The sequence below is a fragment of the Pedobacter sp. WC2501 genome (assembly GCF_052682415.1).
Genome location: NZ_JBQZFI010000001.1, coordinates 3175987 through 3193826, shown reverse-complemented (window position 1 = coordinate 3193826; position 17840 = coordinate 3175987). Strand labels below are relative to the sequence as shown.

Below are 17840 nucleotides of genomic sequence, written 5' to 3'. Positions count from 1 at the left end.
TATGGGGTTTTGGCGTGATGAAATGATTTATATTTTGAATTTTTAGCATGACTAGAACCTTAGGCAGAGACAAAAGTCTCCAATCCCATCATCCTAGCTAGGAAGACTTGTGCCAAATGGGAGTATATCAATTTTAAGTTGGGTCTTAGCGAGACACTAAGACTAGATGGGGGATTAATTAAGGAGTTTTTAATCTTAATCCTTGTAGATATTTATTTGGAATACCATTATAATAATCTGAAATCCTTTTTTCAACATGAATCTGATCCCAAACAGCCAAGCGCTCTAATCCTATGCACTCCTGGAATTCTACTCTTTCACTGGTACCATTCCAATCTATCCAACAAGTCGTTAAGTCACCTATCTCTTGAATAAAAAACGGAACTGTTTCTTTTAGGTCTGTAGGTAGCTCGCTGATCCCTATGATTTTCCATGCGCCACTTTTTATGGCTTTATGGTTAACTAAAATTTTAAAGATAATTTTGATCGTTCTATTAATGAAAGATCAGTTTGCTCTTGGTTTGTTCTAAAATCATAAAATGCGTACACATAGTTTGCAATGATTCTTCCATATGTATAATAATTCTCATCTACTTGCACTTTGAAAACAGCACCTAAAATATCTTTTTGTTTCGACATAGTTATTTTCCTATATATCTATTTAACTCTCCGAATGCAATATTAACATTTTGATGATATACCAGCTCTTTTTAATTTATTGCCGTTTGCATCTTAGATATAAGGATTACCTCACCATTTCCATTTATGTTAGTTAGCAGGTAAAAATGGCTGTAGCCCATATCATGCAGGATGCTAAATTGCATTCTCGTAGCTAAGAAAATAACAAAACCCGGCAATTTTTAAGCTAATGGACTTTGCAACATTTTAGGTCTTAGCGAGACGCTAAGACCAGATTGGTGTCAGAAAGGCCTACGCATAAAAAAGCCCAACTTTTTAGGGTTGGGCTTATAATTTTATTTCAAGGTACGAGCGGCACGCTCGCACCAGCGTGGGTTATAACTTTCTATACAGATAATCATTCTTTTCTTCCGAAAAATCAAATGAAACCTTTCCAAAACTGTTATTTACATCTAAAGAAGTGGTAATCAAAATATCTGAATAGCCCTTAAATTCTTTAGAAAAAGCCTGATCGCTCTCGAAAAAGTCTTTGAATATTATTCTTCCATCTCTTAATTCCCAGCTTCCTTTGTTTTGATATATAAGCCTATTGTCAGATATTCTATACACATGCTTTTCATATGTGCCGTCCGTATTTACCTTAAGAGTATCAAGATTGTTTACTCTAAAGTTCGAAACGTAGGTTCCGACGATATCTTTGACTGTCACGTTACACGAACAACAACACAAGGCAATAAATAAAAAATAATAGACTTTAGCTTTCATAAATACATATATTATCTAATTGGGAGATTCCAAATGTAAGTTTGATGCGTTGTACTTTGAGGACCTCCTGTTCCAAATTCTCCTCGGGTTATGTTATTTTGTTCTCCTTTTGCAAAAGGGTTCACTGACCATGATGTTTTTGACTTACTATCAACCACCATAATTACAAGTTGATCACCGACAGGATAAAAGCTGATATTTGCTTTCCCAATCATTTGTGCTGTCATATTGTTGTCAGCTTTCAGAGCTCCAAGTACTCCAAATTCGCCTTTAAACATATAATTCTTATCGGTTCCATTTTTCATAAACTCGGATGCAGCTTTCGCAAACTGGGGTGATCTCATTATGTCTTGGTTCATTCTGTGGTCAGCTCCCTCTATCAAACTTTTATTAGGCCCTGTACCACTGAAAAACTCATTTGCTATTGTTGTATATCGAACATCTGATGACCTGTGGCTATATCCACGAATAAATTCTCCAGCCTTCGTAAAAGTATTATCACCTGTTTTATTATTAACTATTTCTGTTTGCCCATCATTTTTTCCCCCAATATGGTGAAGGTAATCTATATCTTTACCTCCTAAACCACTCTGCTTCTGCAGCTTCTTGCCAGTTTCTCCATCGATAAGCCACTCGTCAAAGGGTTTTGCCATCATCCCATCGGGGTCAATGAACCTAATAGGATTGTTGAAAGCATAATTGTAAGGAGAATGCCTACGCATCTTCTCCGCCAACGGATCTATAACATTCCACCTACCTATTACCGGATCATAGAACCTTGCTCCGTAATCATAAGCTCCCAACTCTTCCTGCAACTCCTTGCCATTGTAAAGATACTTATTTGTATTCGAATTTGGAGATCCTGTTTTCCTTAATCCAAAGGCATAGTAATCATCTCGCTGAATTACTTCCAGTCCATATGGTGGCAAAGGACTTAGCTTAAAAGTAGCCCTTACATTGCCCAAATGGTCGCTTAAATTATATTCATAACTGTATGTACCGCCACTATTCCTTGCAATGCCTTCTTCAGTATGGATAATATCAATAGTGGTACCATCTGGCTTGTATTCTACCCCGTTAACATAGTTCCTCACCGTACCACTGCTGTTCTTTACCAATTTGTTACCTGTAGCATCGTAAGTGTAGGATAGAGTAACAGCTGTACTTGTGGTACGCACTGCCGTTGCCGGGAGGTTAAGGTAATTATAAGTTAAACTGATTCCGCTCAATCCATATTTTGTAGCATTGCCATTGGCATCGTATTCATAGTTTTGTGTAGTCAACCCGCTTACGCTCTGCAACCTGTTGCTACTGCCCGAATTGTAGTAATTATATACCTTGGCACCAGCACCATCACGGTTAAGACTCGCAATATTGCCCATTACATCATAATTCAGTGCTTCACTCATAGATACCCCAGCCACCGTGGCCGCTGTTCCCAAGCGGTTCAGTTTATCGTAACCATAGTTGAAGATGTTCGCCGTTGGATTAGCTGTATTGCCCCAGTCCCAGTACTGTTTGGTAATGTTGCCATTATAACCCTGTGCAGCACCGTCTTCATAATCAAGCTTCATGCTGAACTGATCGGATATACTGTTTTTCATCCAGCCACGCTCGTTATAGGCAAAAGTAGTAGCCTGGGTATCGTTATGCAGGTTCTTTTTGGCCAGTTGCCCGATCTCGTTGTACCAGGTGGTTCAATACCACTTCACCCTGGTTGTTGATGTTCTCATGTGCCCTTCCCCAAATTCAGACCATTTAAAGTAGAATTCTAGACCGAGCGCAGCGAGGCTATTAGAAAAACTATTAATTTAATTGGTAATATGAAAAGAATCAAGTTTACGGAATCCCAGATTGTAATAGTTTACCGTAAGCAGCATCGTTCCGCTGCCCAGGTTCTTCACCTTTGTGCCGGTAAACAGACTTTTGGTACGTGCTGCAGGGGGCCTGGCTGCCAGTAGATGGCACCGACCCCATAACAGGAGAAATATTCCCTGCTGATAGCCGATACAACCAGCCCGAAATCATCAGGCCGCTTTTCTTCGCCATTAACCAACTCGAAGCCCTAGCCGAAAAAGGAAACCAGGGTTTACCATGGGGTGAAGAAGAAGATGAATTGCTTGCAGAACGCTTTAACTAAGGAACCAAGATTACCCAACTCGCCAAACTACATTCTCGTACCTACGGAGCCATTAAAGCTAGACTTATCAAATTAGGGTTTCTACAGAAATAACAAAGCCCAGCAATTTTAATACTACCGGGGCTTTGTTATGTAAGTTACATGTCGGTCTTAGCGAGACGCTAAGACCAGATGGGTAAATATTCGATTAGCCTTAGCGAGAGGCTAAGATTAGATAGTTAAAACTATTGCGTATGCCTATGAATGGAATCCTTCTTAGCGTAAGTTGGATTATAGCGTCTCCCTTCAAGCTTAAACTTAATTACTTTTCTTTCCTCTGGAAGTGCACGTCTGATTTTTAAGGCATATTTCATAGAATCGTGAGACTGGAATTCTTTCAAAAATTTGATGAAATCGGTTTTAATTGTATCGCTAAAAGAAGCCACATTTATGATTTTTATTTTTTCCGAACTATTCTGTAGAACTACATTTTTTTTAAAAAAATCAATTTCCAGAGATTTTGGTATCATAAATAGATGATTAGGCATCAAATAAGCAAATTCATCTTCCTTTCCGTCGAAGACTCCTGCTGTCGAAATAGGTTCCTGAAAAGAATAAAAATATACATTATTTACCGAATCAATTATAAAATTATATTGACCAAATCGAACATCCGGTGGCAATAAAACTACTCCGTCTGGCCTGGTATGCAAAGTTTTATATATACTATCCTCTTTGGAGATTATATAAATAAATCTTGATTCTCTGTTATGACATGACAAGATACCCCCAGATGAACATATGAGCAGGAATAACAGATAAAATCTTATTCTCAAATCATTTATTTTCTTTAACATCTTGATTATATGATCTTATAAATTTCGTAGTATTATTTATTAAATCCATCTGCAAACTAAAATTCAAGAAAGCGCCGGATTTACCATTTGATAAATTTCCGTGATCAATTTGTGCACTATTTGTGATCGCTTCTAGTTTTTGTCCGTATTCTTTGGTTCCTGGTTGAATCGTTCCCTTATTTAGCTCTTGGCGTAATTCTCTAATTCTATTTTGGTCGGGAAAAGCATGAACAAAAAACTCATGTCCGAATGTCGTAATTGATTTATCAATTCCCTGACCTTTTTTGAGCCAGACCTGTTCTACAAGAGGCTTTCTAATATCATATTTGTTTTCACTCCCCCCATATCCATCTTGATCCAGTTCAATACCATCTGGTTTAGTGGTTTTTGTTACTCCTAATATCCTTGCTCCGCCTCCAGTACCTAAGTTATCTGAAGAGCCTAAACCAAGGATATCATTTGAAAACTCACCGTCTTTTTTCGCTAAAAACACATGGCTTTTTTTTCCAATAGTAATATTTAAAGATTGGCCTTTTTTAAGGTAGCTAGCAATAAAAGCTAAACCGTTTTTTGTTTTCAATAATTCAAGTAATGCTTTTTTATGTTCGTCATCAGTTAGATTACTTATATCAACATCTCGTCCGTCGGGATCTATAAGCGAAGAAGGAAGATTTAAAGAATAAGTGTAGGATGAAATTCCATAATATTTTTCTGCCATGGGATCAACCACATTCCACCTGCCAATTACCGGATCATAAAACCTTGCACCATAATCATAAGCTCCTAACTCCTCTTGCAACTCCTTGCCATTGTAAAGATATTTATTTGTTCCTGCTTTTACAACAGGTTCTTTTCGAAGTCCAAAAGCATAATAGTTATCCTGCTGTAAAACCTCCAATTGATTGGTTATGGGGTTTTTATAAAATGTTGAGCGTACATTGCCCAGATGATCGCTTAAGTTATATTCATAACTGTATGTACCGCCACTATTCCTCGCAATGCCTTCTTCGGTATGGATAATATCAATAGTAGTACCATCTGGCTTGTATTCTATCCCATCAACATAGTTCCTTAACGTACCACTGCTGTTTTTGGCCAGTTTGTTACCGGTAGCATCGTAAGTGTACGATAGGTTAACAGCTGTACCTGTGGTACGCACTGCCGTTGCAGGGAGGTTAAGGTAATTATAAGTCAAACTGATTCCGCTCAGGCCATCCTTGGTTGCATTACCGTTGGCATCGTATTCATAGTTTTGTGTGGTTAAACCGCTTACGCTCTGCAACCTGTTACTGTTCCCTGAATTGTAATAGTTATATACTTTCGCCCCGGCACCATCACGGTTAAGGCTGGCAATATTGCCCATCACATCATAGGTTAATGCTTCGCTCATCGAAACACCTGCTGTGGTAGCAGCCGATCCCAGCCTATTCAGTTTGTCATAACCATAGTTGAAAATGTTTGCAGTTGGGCTGGCCGTATTGCTCCAGGCCCAGTATTGTTTGGTAATGTTGCCATTATAGCCCTGTGCAGCACCGTCTTCATAATCAAGCTTCATACTGAACTGATCGGATATACTGTTCTTCATCCAGCCACGCTCGTTATAGGCAAAAGTGGTAGCCTGGGTATCGTTGTGCAGGTTCTTTTTGGTCAGTTGCCCGATCTCGTTGTATTCCAGATGGTTTAATGCCACCTCACCCTGGTTGTTAATGTTCTCAAAACTGGCAATTTTACGCCCAATATGGTCGTATTCGAAACGGTTGGCAATCGTTGTAATCGAACTACCTGCTGTATGTGTACGCGTACTCGCAGTAAGCTCACCGCTAAAGTTATAGGTATTGTCCACCACATCCGTACCATTCAGGTGGTGATTGCTCTTGCTCTGCACTACACGTCCTTCCAGGTCGTAATAGTTTACCGTAAGCAGCATCGTTCCGTTCCCCAGGTTCTTCACTTTTGTACCCGTAAGCAGGCTTTTGGTGCGTGCAGCATGTGCCTGGCTACCTGTAGGCGGGCCAAAGCTATTGCCTGTAAAATCGTAATTATCGTAATAGTTCAGCACATAATAATCACCGATACTGCCCTGCGGAATGGCATCGTTGCTATAACCGGTCTGTGTATTTGAAGCATCGCGCTTTTCGTAGGCAGCAGCTACATCTGCGATCCCCTGAAAAGCGGATCTATAATTGGTGACTGACTGTCCATTATGCAAATCATCGATGTAACGTCCACTTATTACCACCCTGCCGAAGGCATCATATTTAGTAAAATTCCATTCCTGTGGGCTTTTGTTCCGCTGGTTGGCATCCTGGCTCAGCACCACCTGATCAAGCTTATTGTAGACCATAAATTCCCAGCCCTTGCCAGGGATCTTTTTCTCCACCAGTCTTTTGCGGCCATCATAACGGTAGCCATAGATAAACTGGTCGAAAACAGCTAGAGTTTCGTCGAAACTGCTTAGTGCAGCCTGCCCGTTTCCATTCACTGCCGGGGGCAATACATAACGCAGGTTACCCAGATCGTCGTACACATAGTAAGTGGATAAACTTTTACCATCGGTTTCCCAGATACGCTTCAATACTACACGCCCCTCAAAATCTTTGAATTCTTCTGTCGTACCCGCTTTTGCATCAGCGAACTTCCAGTTCTCATCCTTACTGATCGTCTTGTAAAGTTTGCCTGGCAGGTAAACAGTTGATGACGCTCCGTTGTCACTATTATTGATCGTCCAAAGCTTTACTTCATCCTGGGCATTGGTACCATAATCGGTTTTTAGGGTATGCCCACCACTGATCTGCCAGGATTCGCCCGGTGCCCCCTGTTGTTGTACCCGGTTTAATGGTGAGGCCTCGAAAACCGTTTCTGCAAAGGGATAGGCTGTAGCCTTTACCCCTGCTGTAGGGCTGTTGTAAAACGCCAGCTGATCGGCAAGGGCACCTGAACGGTAATTACCCGTAGTTCCTGTTTGTGCAGCATAAGGCTGGTATTTAAATTGTTCACGGCCAAAGGCATCATAGGCAATAGGCTGTACAAGATCCTTAAAACCAGGACTGCCCTGCACCTGAACGGTCTGCAAAGGCCTCCCGAGGCCATCAAAATACTGGATCGTTTCGTTTACCTCACAAATGCTGCGGCCCGAAAGATTGTTCGGGTCTATACCCGGCTGTTTGAATACCCTCGTACTGATGTAGTTCTGGCTACTGCTCGCCGCCGATACAAAAGGTACGCAGTTTCTATAACTTAAGCCCGTGGTAAAAATCCGCACAGGGCCAGTGGTATGGAAACCATCGGTCAGCGTTACACTCAAGGGAGCACTGATTTCGCTTTCGCCGTTATAAACAGAGACCACCTTTTGGGCAGAAGTGCGGCCGCAGAGCAACAATAATGCTGCCGCACAAAAATATTTTAGATGTTGTTTCATGGAGAGCCTTAATTTTTATAGTGGTAGTCGGTTTGTTTCAGGATATTGCCGTTCTGGTCTTTAACAGATTTCAAACGCTGAAAGGAATCGTACTCATAATAAGTAGTCATCCTTTTTGCATCGGATATTGTATTTATACCAACCAAAGGCCTGTAGGTAAACCCCAGAATCTCGCTATTTTTGAGTTCGGGTGAATCTCTAAGCGCAGCAATAAGCGTATTAACCTGTAGATCTGTAGGGTAAGAATTACGTAAATTACTTACAGCCGTAGATCCGCCCATAATGGATTCTACTACCGAATATTCGGCATTTTTAATTTCAACAATTGGATATTGGCCATTATAACTCCACAAGTAAACATTTTTTTTCCCATCATTAGTATAACTTAGCAAATTGCCCAAAACGTCATAATTATCATAACTTATGCGCGGTTCGTAGTTACCTGTTAATGAGATTTCGGTATTTGATAATAGTATATTTCCATTTTCAAATTTATAAGCGTTTTTTTTACCACTAATGGAAATATTGTTCTTAATGGTTTCTTCTTTGAGTACAGAATACAGCATATGCCTGTTGTCGACCATTTCATTTAAGACTGCCTGGGGTGTAGAAACATTCGAGGGCTTATCAGCCGCCAGAATAAATGTTTGCGAGACATTGCCACCATCACTTCCCCTAGATCGGATAAGTGTCGGCTTAATGTGACTTAAGCTTGCGTATTCATAATCAGTATAATTAAAGACATGTTTATCTGCATAATCTTTACTTGATATCTGCCGCATCAATGACGGCCATCCTGAAGTTTCCTTGTACTCCACATAATCGGCCTGTCTTTCTGCAATTGATCCGGAAGGAGAAAGTTTAATCGAATTAAAAAACATATTAAGGGAACGGATTTCAGATCCAACGTTATTAAAATTATAAATATTTCTCTCCCCTGAGATCTTCTGATATCCTTCATCAAAAACAGAAACACTATCCACCAACCCCCTCTTCCAATCATTCGATCTGGTAGGTATAAATAACCTGGCATATTCAAGATTGTTATATTCTACTACCATATTAAATTCTGCCCAGCCAACACCATTTGATAAATATTTGTATGAGTTATATCTATCAGGTAATATATCCGGAAACTCATAAGGCGAGGTAAATCTATTAATAGAAAATCCATTATTTTTCTTAGAAACTTTCACCTCGCGGTATCCAACGTAATTTCCTTGTGTAGTCGATAGTGGTACCTGTAAATTTGAAGCTAAAGTAAATACATTAAAAACAGAATGGGTATATTGCATGCATCCATTATTGATTGTTACAACGTCACAATCGTTGCAACCATACGTACTAGATTCGTAGTGATAAAGCTGATTATAATGATGAACTGGCTTACTGAGGAGTACTCCACTAGAAACTAACTTGCTGTGCCCTGTCTCATCATACAGTCTGTATTCATATTCGGTTGTTAGTGCTGGTGATGAATCATTGCTCTTATCGGTGATTTGTTTAATTCTTAATCCCGCTCCCAGATTCTCTACCAAAGTAGTAGCATCTCTTGGTATTTCTTTAAGAACAGGAGTAATCATTTCTATATTCGCAAAATTATTGTTTATTAAGCATCCTGCCTGCCCGGGGTTACTACAATTCTGATAGGCATTGTAACTTCTTTTCGCTTTCAGTTTATAAACTACTCCTGGCTTGAGCCTAACTGAACGGGTTCCATGAATAACCTTTCTTGATATGCCTTCATTAGTCGGCACAGCGGTATCATCATATGCAGTATAGTTTGCTCCAGAAATATTTAAGGGTACATTGGCAAGTTGGTTGGCAGCCTCATCAAAATATATTATTCTGTAAGGATCATAATATGGCGACCAGTCGTAATACAATTTTAATACATTAGTTTCGATCCCATTAACTGTTCCGGTCAATGAAATTTCATTATCGGTAAAGTTGATACCAGATTGGCCTGATGAGTTCTCAAGATCAAAAGCAACTTCATACGCTTTGTTTTCTTCCACAGTAAATGTGGTAATTTTCTCTTCATTCTCTATCGCTCCGGGAAAATTGTTACCAGGTCTTTCGGTAAAGGCGGTGAGTGTTTCCGATACGTATTTCGGCTCGTAGTGTTCCTGTTGGTTTATGAAAGCATATTTATTGGATTCAAATTCAAACTCGGTGTATCCCCCGGTAGGATAAGTTATTTTACGCAATATACCCGCCTTGGTTGCCTCTTCGTTTGGTTCCCTATCTACACCAATTTTATTCAGATATCCAATAGCTGTGGTCCTAAAAGGCACAAAATTTGAATAATCATTGCATTGAACCCCGAAGTATTCATTTGAACGGTCCATTTCACCTATAAAACCAGGGATCAGGTAATTATCAGAATAGTAATTGTACCTCTCGTCTGATATCTGATTGATAAACCCCCAATGATCTTGAAATTCTGAGTTTTTTGGAGGTAAATTAGTAGTGTTATATTCGAAAAGATATGGTGGTTTACTTACTGCTTCAGTACCAGACACCTCCCTTACACTTAACAGCCTTAGCCTTTTATATTGATATTTTTCCGCTGCTGATACCTGATTTACATCGAACCGCATTGATCCTGTATTAAAATAGTCCGTGTTAAAGATTATTTTTTTTAGAATGTTATTATTGGTCATGTTTTTCACGAGAATTTCTTCCAGGGCCTTTGCTCCGGCAGTATAAATAACACCCAGATCTTCCCTTACTTTATTAGCATTAAAAACTAATTGCTGTCCGGTAGCCGGAAAATTAATCTCACTAAGCACTTTTCCACTTATATTATTAATAGAATATGAGTATGAGAGTGAATATAAACTGCCATCAGTTCTGTAACCAGATCTACCACTTTTTGGCGTCTGATATTTATAATTTTCATCACTATATGAAAAAGTTATTTTTTCATTTCCATTTGGCGCTTCCATGCTGCTCATAAACCAAGAAGTGTTAAATCCACCTCCCATCTGTGCATCTAGCATACCGGGATTATTTTTTGCATCCTGACAAACGATAGAGGTTACATTGTTATATTCCGTAACACCAAATACATATTTTATCCCGTCAGGGGTTTTTGCTGTAAAAGAATGATCGGTATAAGAAAAAGTAATTTCAATATCGCTTTTTGGAATTAGAAACGCCCTTATTGTATTGCTATTGGGTTTATCGGCAGGATCGAGGATAAATTTTCCAGAATAGCCATTAAAGTTATAGAAATAAATATCGGGTTCTGTATCCTTTCTTGACTTTAAGACTTCATCAAAATAGCTATCTAAAGTAAGCGCACCTGATGGAAACGTACTCAAGGAATAGCCTCCAAAATTATCATCATCAATTCCCCTTATTGTTTTGGTGATTACCCCTCCGGCATTTAAAGACCACCCTAAACCAACCCAGGAAGAATTTTCTTCAGTTCTGATACCCCCGGCATGATAAGAAAGTGAAATAGGCAGTTTTAGGGTTTTTCCACTCATTTCATACAGTGGTACGGATATCTGCGGCAATCCACTGTATGTACTTACAGGTACCTCTCCGTATCTCCCAAGTGCTGAAGCAGTAGGAGGAGGAGGAATTAGGTTTAAGGACTGACCAAATACCCGCCCGGCAATAAAGAAGAGAACAATAAAATAGATTTTTTTCATATAAATTCTGATAAGATTATTTCATTTCACTAAAATTTCAACATGTTGATTAAAGCTAATGATAAAAGAACTAAAAACAGAATCTTTTTGACGAACGTGCAATATCGAGTGACGAGCGTGCGTTTAGGAGTGATGAGTTTTATGCCATTTATTAAAACTACCAAATAAGGATGAAAATTTACATCTGAAAATCAATTTTGCTTCCCTACAATCTGCAGTTCTAGTGTGAGTTTATCAGATTTTTCTTCGCTGCTGTTTGCTTTCTTTTTTAGCAGCTTGGCATCAGCAATACGGCCTATACCTTGTGCTTTTTCTAAAGTATCAAGCAATTTGACCATATTAAAGTAGCTGCCTTTAAAAATGAATTTTTGCGCTACGATTCCTTTAGCGGTTTCGCTGGTATCTTTTTCTACATTGCCTAAATTCGGACTGAAGTTGATGTCAACATTTTTAGCGATGGCCATCGCCGATATTGATTGCCACAAACGGTTTTCGCGGTCTTCGCGGCGCACCTTATAACCTTTTAATACAGCCTGGTAAAAGGCATGTTTTTTTTCGAGCTGAGGAAAAGCCACATCGGGCTCTTCGCCGGGGCGCTCAGTTTGCTTTAACTGCCTGTTAAGTGCAAATGCCGAAATTGCCTTTTCGAATGAAAAAACATAGGCAAGATAAACCACCACGATCATTAAGAAGATCATAATGGCTTTTTTATTTTTCTGGCTAAGTTTCTCTATCATCTTAATATTGGATCAATAGGTTAAAAGCAAAACTTTCAGATTCGGTATCCTGCTGGTAGCGTAACAACCTTACTTCTTTAGCCCACTTTTTTTCTTTCAGCAAAAATATCCAGTTGTTCACAGCCGATAAATTGGAGGTTTCGCCAGTAATTTTTATCGAAGCGAGCGCATCCTTATTTTCTGCAGATTCTTTTAAGCGGTCGAATTGTATTTCGTTTAACGTAAGGGCCCGTGGTTTGCTGCTACCGATCTCGTTGAGCAAAAAGGCATGACTATAACCACCATTCCAACCGAGTTTTTCCAATAATATTTTTTGATTGGCAATTTCCTTTTTCAACAGGTCGCTTTGATCTGCCGTAGCGGTAATTGCCCCTACCTGCTGGTTTAGTTTTGCATTTTCTGCATTGTAATGCGTAAGTGCAAAAAAACTGACCACTAACAATCCTAATAAAGCAAATACAAAAATCCCAGCTGTTTTTTTAAGTTTTGAAAATTCAAGAAAATCTTTAAAACGGTGATCAATCTGCTCATTCTCTATTTTAATTAAAGAAAGTTTGTCATGCAGAAAAAGCTGAAAAGCCAATGCATAAGGCACCAAAAGCGTAGATTTAAGTTTGGTATTACCCAATTTCAGGTTCCCTTTATCTTCTGTTCCTTCCTGGTAACAGTATCCCACTATTTCCCCTTCTGCAGAGGCCTCAAATTGATGTCCATTGGCCGAAAACCCTTCGCCGGTTCCGCTCAGTAATTCCCAAATCGAAATAACAGGTAATGCACCAAGGCTCAGCATATAAATATTTAATCCGGATGATTGCAGTTTCCCAACGATATCATCAATCCATGTTTGCCTGACAATACTTACCCAGGCCTGGTCGCCAAGTAGCGTTTCCTGTGCATAAAAATCTTTTCTTTCAACTGATGAAAAAGCTGCCCTAAACAAGTCTTTTTTCTCTGTTCCGAGACCTTTAAGCTGTTTGTGTATAATGCCTTTTCCACCAATTGATAGGGCCACGGGATATTTTCGTGGAATACGCTCCAGTACCTTAACCAGATTGCCTTCTACAGTGTGGTGATCAGCCGCATCTATATTATCGCCTTTCCGGGTAACTACCGCATAGCTGCAACGATACGTTTCATTCTGCAATAGCGTCAGCTCTATCCCTAATATATGTTCAAAAGTTTCGAACATGGCTTAATACAAAATTGTGGGTTTAATAAATACCAGGGTCACCACTTTGTTATTTGATTTTTCACGGCTGCTGAAGAGCCACTTCAATAAAGGAATTCTGGATAAGATGGGTACACCTGAACCATTCTCACTGCTCTCGGTACGCTCTAAGCCGCCCAGTACAATCATATCTTCGTTTTTAGCCCTGATGATGGAACTGAACTTACTGGTAGATTTAGGCGGTGGTGCATTTAGCGGCGGGTTGCCTATAAAATCAGATATGTTTACCTTGATGTTAAGCGTAACCTGGTCATCGCCTGAAACCACCGGCCTGATATCAATTTCCAGGTTGGCATTCACCTCCGTAAACTGCTCTGTTACCACCGTTTGCGCATTAAGTGAAGGAATTACATTTTGTGTTCTCTGGCTGTAATACCTTGAACTTCCGATACTTAAATTGGCAGAGTGGCCATTAAGGGTAGAAAGTTTCGGAACCGAGCGGATATCTACATTGTTATTCTCTTCGAGTGCACTCAGCTTCACATAAAAATTTGGTGTTACCCTTCCCAGGTTTACAGCACCATTTCTACCTAGCCTGGAAAGAAAATTGTTGATGGAATTTGCCCCAAAAGTATAGTCGATGCCTGGCAATATCTTACCTCCAGTCTGGGCGCTATCCGAAACCCCGGCAGAAATACCAGTTTTAACAGATTTACCTTTTCTAACATCCACCAATGTTACCTCGATCAGCACCATAGGCACTACCCGATCAATCTGTTTAATGTAATTCTCGATTTCATTTACCTGAGGGGAAGATCCGGAAAGCAACAAGGTATTCTGTTCGCGGAATTCTTTAATCTCTACTCCCCTCTTCCACTCATTCGGAATCATCATCTGGATCGTATCCAGCGAGCGGTGTTGCAACTGCACAATCCGATTTGCCCGCAGGCCTTCCAGCTTACGGTCGCCGATCAGGTAAACGCCACCATCCTTTTTATAGGTATATTCAGTTCCCTGAAGTAATGCCGTAAGAAATGTATCATAGCCGATGCCGCTTAATCTTGTACTTACCGTACCTTTAATGTCTGAATAAATAAAATAATTGGCACCAACCTCGCTCGAGGCTGATTTAATCAGGTCTAATATAGGCGTATTCAAAGCATCAACACTTACGGTACGGTTGCCCTGGTTATCTTTTTTCCCGTTTAAGCTAAAGCTTGATGGACCGCTTTGCGCAGCACTCCTGTTCCCACGTTTTACAGCAGTTGCATTATCGCCATTTACATAAAGTTCTTCCCCTTCACCTAACGATTGAAAAATGAATACCCCATCATTGGTTTTGTTCATTTTAAGCTCATTTGCATAGGCAAGTTTTTCTAAAGCCACCTCAAAAGGTGCTGCTGCGATAAAACCACTTACTTTTTTGCCCATTAATGCTACGGGAACCACCACATTTTTTTGTGAAAGCTGACTGATTTTTTTGGCTACCTGGCTCAGCGTATCGTTATTGAGTTCGAAACCCAGGTATTCGTTTGAGGCATTGTAATTTATGCGGAAATCTTTTGGCAACACTGCAGGTTTTGGTGCCTGTACTTTGGTAACCGACATAATCGAACCGATGAGGTTAATATCCAGATCGTATTCCTTAGCGATGAACAAAATTACGTTCATGGCGGTTTCGTTACGGAAATTGGTATAAACCTTAAAGTTCAGTTGTGGATCGATATTAATATTCAGGTTGTTGGATTGTGCCAAAGCCCTTAAAAATTCCTGTGCAGAAGCGCCTGACATAGACAGTTGAACCGGCTGATTTAATCCAGGTACGGTTACCGCTAAGTTCCGCAAGCGTTCTTCAATAGCTTTTAAACGATCCTGACTGGTGGTAGACTGAGCCGACACTGTTAAAACAAACAGGTTAAAGACCAAAATGGCCATCGTGATCAGCACTTTCAATATATTTTTATTCTTCATTTAGATAGAGAGTAATAATGGGTAAATTTCTTCCATGGAGGTTAATCCATCGGCAAATAAAGCAAAGGCATTTTTGGAGAGCGTACTGATCCCCTTTTCTTCAAGCATAGTTTCAATAGCCATATTGCCTTTTCTGATTTCCTGCGAGAGATCGGCATCTATAGGAATTACTTCGTAAACAGCTTTACGCCCACTGTAACCGGTATAGTAACAGTGCGAACATCCTGCGGCAATAAAATGTGCATTAACTTTTTTGGATGGTTTAAACTGTCTCGGATAAAGTCCTTCGGTAACGGTTTCTTCTTTCTTGCATTTAGGGCAAAGTAACCTAACCAAACGTTGGGCAACCGTGGTATTTAACGTGTTAGCTACTAAAAAGCCGGGAATGCCCATATCCATCAAACGCGACACGGTTCCCCAGGCAGAATTAGTGTGGATGGTTGATAATACCAGGTGACCGGTAAGCGCTGCCCTGATGGCCATATTTGCCGTTTCAGGGTCGCGAATCTCCCCTACCATGATCACATCCGGATCCTGCCTTAAAAAGGTACGCAAAGTGGCAGCAAAACCTAATCCGATGTTTTCCCTCAACTGCACCTGGTTTACACCTTCCAATGTATATTCTATCGGATCTTCTATGGTAAGGATATTCCTTGTACTTTTATTCAGAAGCTTTAAGGTAGCATAAAGTGTTGTGGTTTTTCCCGATCCGGTTGGCCCACTGATTAAAATGATCCCGTTAGGTCTTTGCACGCCCTCCATATAATTGCGCATATCTTCTTCTGATAAGCCCAATGTACTGAGATCGATATCGGTACTGCTGTTGTTTAATAACCTGAGTACAATCTTTTCTCCATATAGGGTTGGCAAAACCGATACCCTGATGTCAAAAGAAGTAAAACGGGCAGAACTGAACTGGATCCGGCCGTCTTGTGGCAAGCGTTTTTCGGCAATGTCCAGGTTGGCCATGATCTTAATCTTATTGATCAAAGCCGGATAGTCTTTTTTTTCGATCTGGTAACGTTCAATCATCATTCCATCTATCCTTACCCTTACTCTCGATCTTTTTTCGAAAGTTTCGATGTGGATATCACTACTTTTTAATCGCCTGGCTTCTTCTATCAGTACATTTAAAAAATCATCTCCGGCTGTAATTACCGAAACTTCTTTTTCTTCACTCCCTCTAGATACGTCGCCAAGGTAATATTTGGAAAGCAACCTGCTGATTTCCTGCTGTTCTAATGGCAACAATGAGATGCCGCAGCCGAGCATTACCTGTAATTCATCAGTAAGTTGGTGTTGATCGCCAATACCATCCCAGCAGAGAACCAGGTCGCCATTAGCTCCCCGTTCTTTTGGGAATACCCTGTATTCCATGGCAAACTCTTTCGAGATCAATCCAAGAATTTCTGGTTTAACTTCCATAAATAATTAGATTGATTAAATTTTCATCTGAAAGTAAATTGATTACAGGTGTATACCAACTACCCGCTGTAAGAAGTATTAACAAGAATGCCTGATAACCCGCCAAAGGGATTTTTTTTCCATGTAATTTAGAATCTACACCAAATATTGCCGAGAAAATCACGACCAACATCAGGCTCAAGAGATAAAATAACACATAGTTTAAGAATGAAAAACCGAAAGATATCGCCACAAGGAACAAAAGATCGCCCAGGCCAAAAAAGCCTTCGAATATATTGGTCAGCTTTTTTTGCCTGACTGAAATGTAGGCTGTTAAAACCAGAAACTGCAATCCCAAAAAAATCAAACTTTTAGCTACTTGTGCCATCATCACAGAAAAACCAAGTACCTGTATTGTACCAATGGCCAAAAGCAGCAAAAGTACCGGAAACATCCACCAGTAAATCCCCCTATATTTTAAATCCTGATAAACCATCCCTGCTAACACGATAAGAATCCCCCCCTGCAAAAAAAACATTAGTCGGCAACTATCTCTTTTAAGTTTTTATCCTGGTCAATCTGCCATACATTGTAGGTTCCATCGCCATCAAAATCGGCAACGGCTGTGGCTTTCGCTGTAAAAGTATTGTTAGTGGCTGCTGTAATTTCTATTTTGTAATTTGCTTTACCATCTTTTGCATCAGATGTTAATTTTTCCTGGATAAATCCTATTTCGAGCGGATCTGTTGAATATTTAGAATGCTCATAAAAATAACTTTGCTCCAATTTGGCTACGTGTTCCAACTGCATTTTTGCCTCTGTTGTTTTTGCTTTCGTAATTAAAGGCATCAGGTTAGGTAGCGCTAAAAGGATCAATATGCCAATAATGGCCAGAACAATCAGAATCTCGGTAAGGGTGTAAGCGTTAAGCTTTTTTGAAGTATTAATTTTCATTGCACACGTTAATTTGTTTGGTACATTTTTGATTAAAATGTAATCAGTCCGTAAAATGCAAAGAAATTAATAAATTTCCCAATATTTTTGACGAACAATGTTTTTCGGGTGATATTCTTAAATTTTGCAGTGACGAACATAAA

At 39.8% G+C, this 17840-nt stretch carries 13 protein-coding genes; 1 reads left to right on the top strand and 12 read right to left on the bottom strand.

Going from position 1 to position 17840, the window contains the following annotated elements; genetic code table 11:
- Nucleotides 1–462: 462 nt before the first annotated feature.
- The 3 genes from ACUN24_RS13665 to ACUN24_RS13655 all read right to left on the bottom strand — a co-directional run bounded on the left by ACUN24_RS13665 (nucleotide 463) and on the right by ACUN24_RS13655 (nucleotide 3008).
- Nucleotides 463–639, bottom strand: a complete 177-nt coding sequence (locus ACUN24_RS13665) for an Imm26 family immunity protein (protein ID WP_445562980.1) — start codon at nucleotides 637–639, stop codon at nucleotides 463–465.
- 375 nt (nucleotides 640–1014) lie between these two features.
- The gene (locus ACUN24_RS13660; protein WP_088301552.1) at nucleotides 1015–1404 is read right to left on the bottom strand and encodes a hypothetical protein; all 390 of its coding nucleotides are present in this window, start codon (nucleotides 1402–1404) and stop codon (nucleotides 1015–1017) included.
- Between the two features lie 11 nt (nucleotides 1405–1415).
- The gene (locus ACUN24_RS13655; protein WP_445562979.1) at nucleotides 1416–3008 is read right to left on the bottom strand and encodes an RHS repeat domain-containing protein; all 1593 of its coding nucleotides are present in this window, start codon (nucleotides 3006–3008) and stop codon (nucleotides 1416–1418) included.
- Nucleotides 3009–3337: 329 nt separating this feature from the next.
- Between ACUN24_RS13655 and ACUN24_RS13650 the strand changes: the two genes are divergently transcribed.
- Nucleotides 3338–3544: a hypothetical protein gene (locus ACUN24_RS13650; protein ID WP_445562978.1), complete on the top strand. Its 207-nt coding sequence runs from the start codon at nucleotides 3338–3340 to the stop codon at nucleotides 3542–3544.
- 224 nt (nucleotides 3545–3768) lie between these two features.
- Here ACUN24_RS13650 and ACUN24_RS13645 read toward each other — a convergent pair whose 3' ends face one another.
- The 9 genes from ACUN24_RS13645 to ACUN24_RS13605 all read right to left on the bottom strand — a co-directional run bounded on the left by ACUN24_RS13645 (nucleotide 3769) and on the right by ACUN24_RS13605 (nucleotide 17697).
- The gene (locus tag ACUN24_RS13645) at nucleotides 3769–4380 is read right to left on the bottom strand and encodes a hypothetical protein (protein ID WP_445562977.1); all 612 of its coding nucleotides are present in this window, start codon (nucleotides 4378–4380) and stop codon (nucleotides 3769–3771) included.
- Nucleotides 4361–7798, bottom strand: coding sequence for a DUF6443 domain-containing protein (locus tag ACUN24_RS13640; protein ID WP_445562976.1), 3438 nt, complete (start codon nucleotides 7796–7798; stop codon nucleotides 4361–4363). The genes ACUN24_RS13645 and ACUN24_RS13640 overlap by 20 nt, the downstream gene beginning before the upstream one ends.
- An 8-nt stretch (nucleotides 7799–7806) precedes the next feature.
- Nucleotides 7807–11463 (bottom strand): hypothetical protein, encoded by a 3657-nt coding sequence (locus ACUN24_RS13635; protein ID WP_445562975.1) that lies wholly within the window; start codon nucleotides 11461–11463, stop codon nucleotides 7807–7809.
- Nucleotides 11464–11654: 191 nt separating this feature from the next.
- Nucleotides 11655–12200: a hypothetical protein gene (locus ACUN24_RS13630; protein WP_445562974.1), complete on the bottom strand. Its 546-nt coding sequence runs from the start codon at nucleotides 12198–12200 to the stop codon at nucleotides 11655–11657.
- A gap of 1 nt (nucleotide 12201) precedes the next feature.
- Complete coding sequence (locus ACUN24_RS13625) at nucleotides 12202–13389, bottom strand: hypothetical protein (protein WP_445562973.1); 1188 nt, start codon at nucleotides 13387–13389, stop codon at nucleotides 12202–12204.
- Between the two features lie 3 nt (nucleotides 13390–13392).
- On the bottom strand, nucleotides 13393–15339 hold the full coding sequence (locus tag ACUN24_RS13620; protein WP_445562972.1) for a type II secretion system protein GspD: 1947 nt from the start codon (nucleotides 15337–15339) through the stop codon (nucleotides 13393–13395).
- Nucleotides 15340–16764, bottom strand: coding sequence for a GspE/PulE family protein (locus tag ACUN24_RS13615; RefSeq protein WP_445562971.1), 1425 nt, complete (start codon nucleotides 16762–16764; stop codon nucleotides 15340–15342).
- A complete protein-coding gene (locus ACUN24_RS13610; protein WP_445562970.1) occupies nucleotides 16754–17281 on the bottom strand; it encodes a hypothetical protein in 528 nt (175 codons plus the stop codon). The genes ACUN24_RS13615 and ACUN24_RS13610 overlap by 11 nt, the downstream gene beginning before the upstream one ends.
- Nucleotides 17281–17697 carry a type IV pilin protein gene (locus tag ACUN24_RS13605; protein ID WP_132402736.1) on the bottom strand — a complete coding sequence of 139 codons (417 nt, stop codon included), beginning with the start codon at nucleotides 17695–17697 and terminating at the stop codon, nucleotides 17281–17283. Before ACUN24_RS13605 ends, ACUN24_RS13610 begins: the two co-directional genes overlap by 1 nt.
- Nucleotides 17698–17840 lie beyond the last annotated feature (143 nt).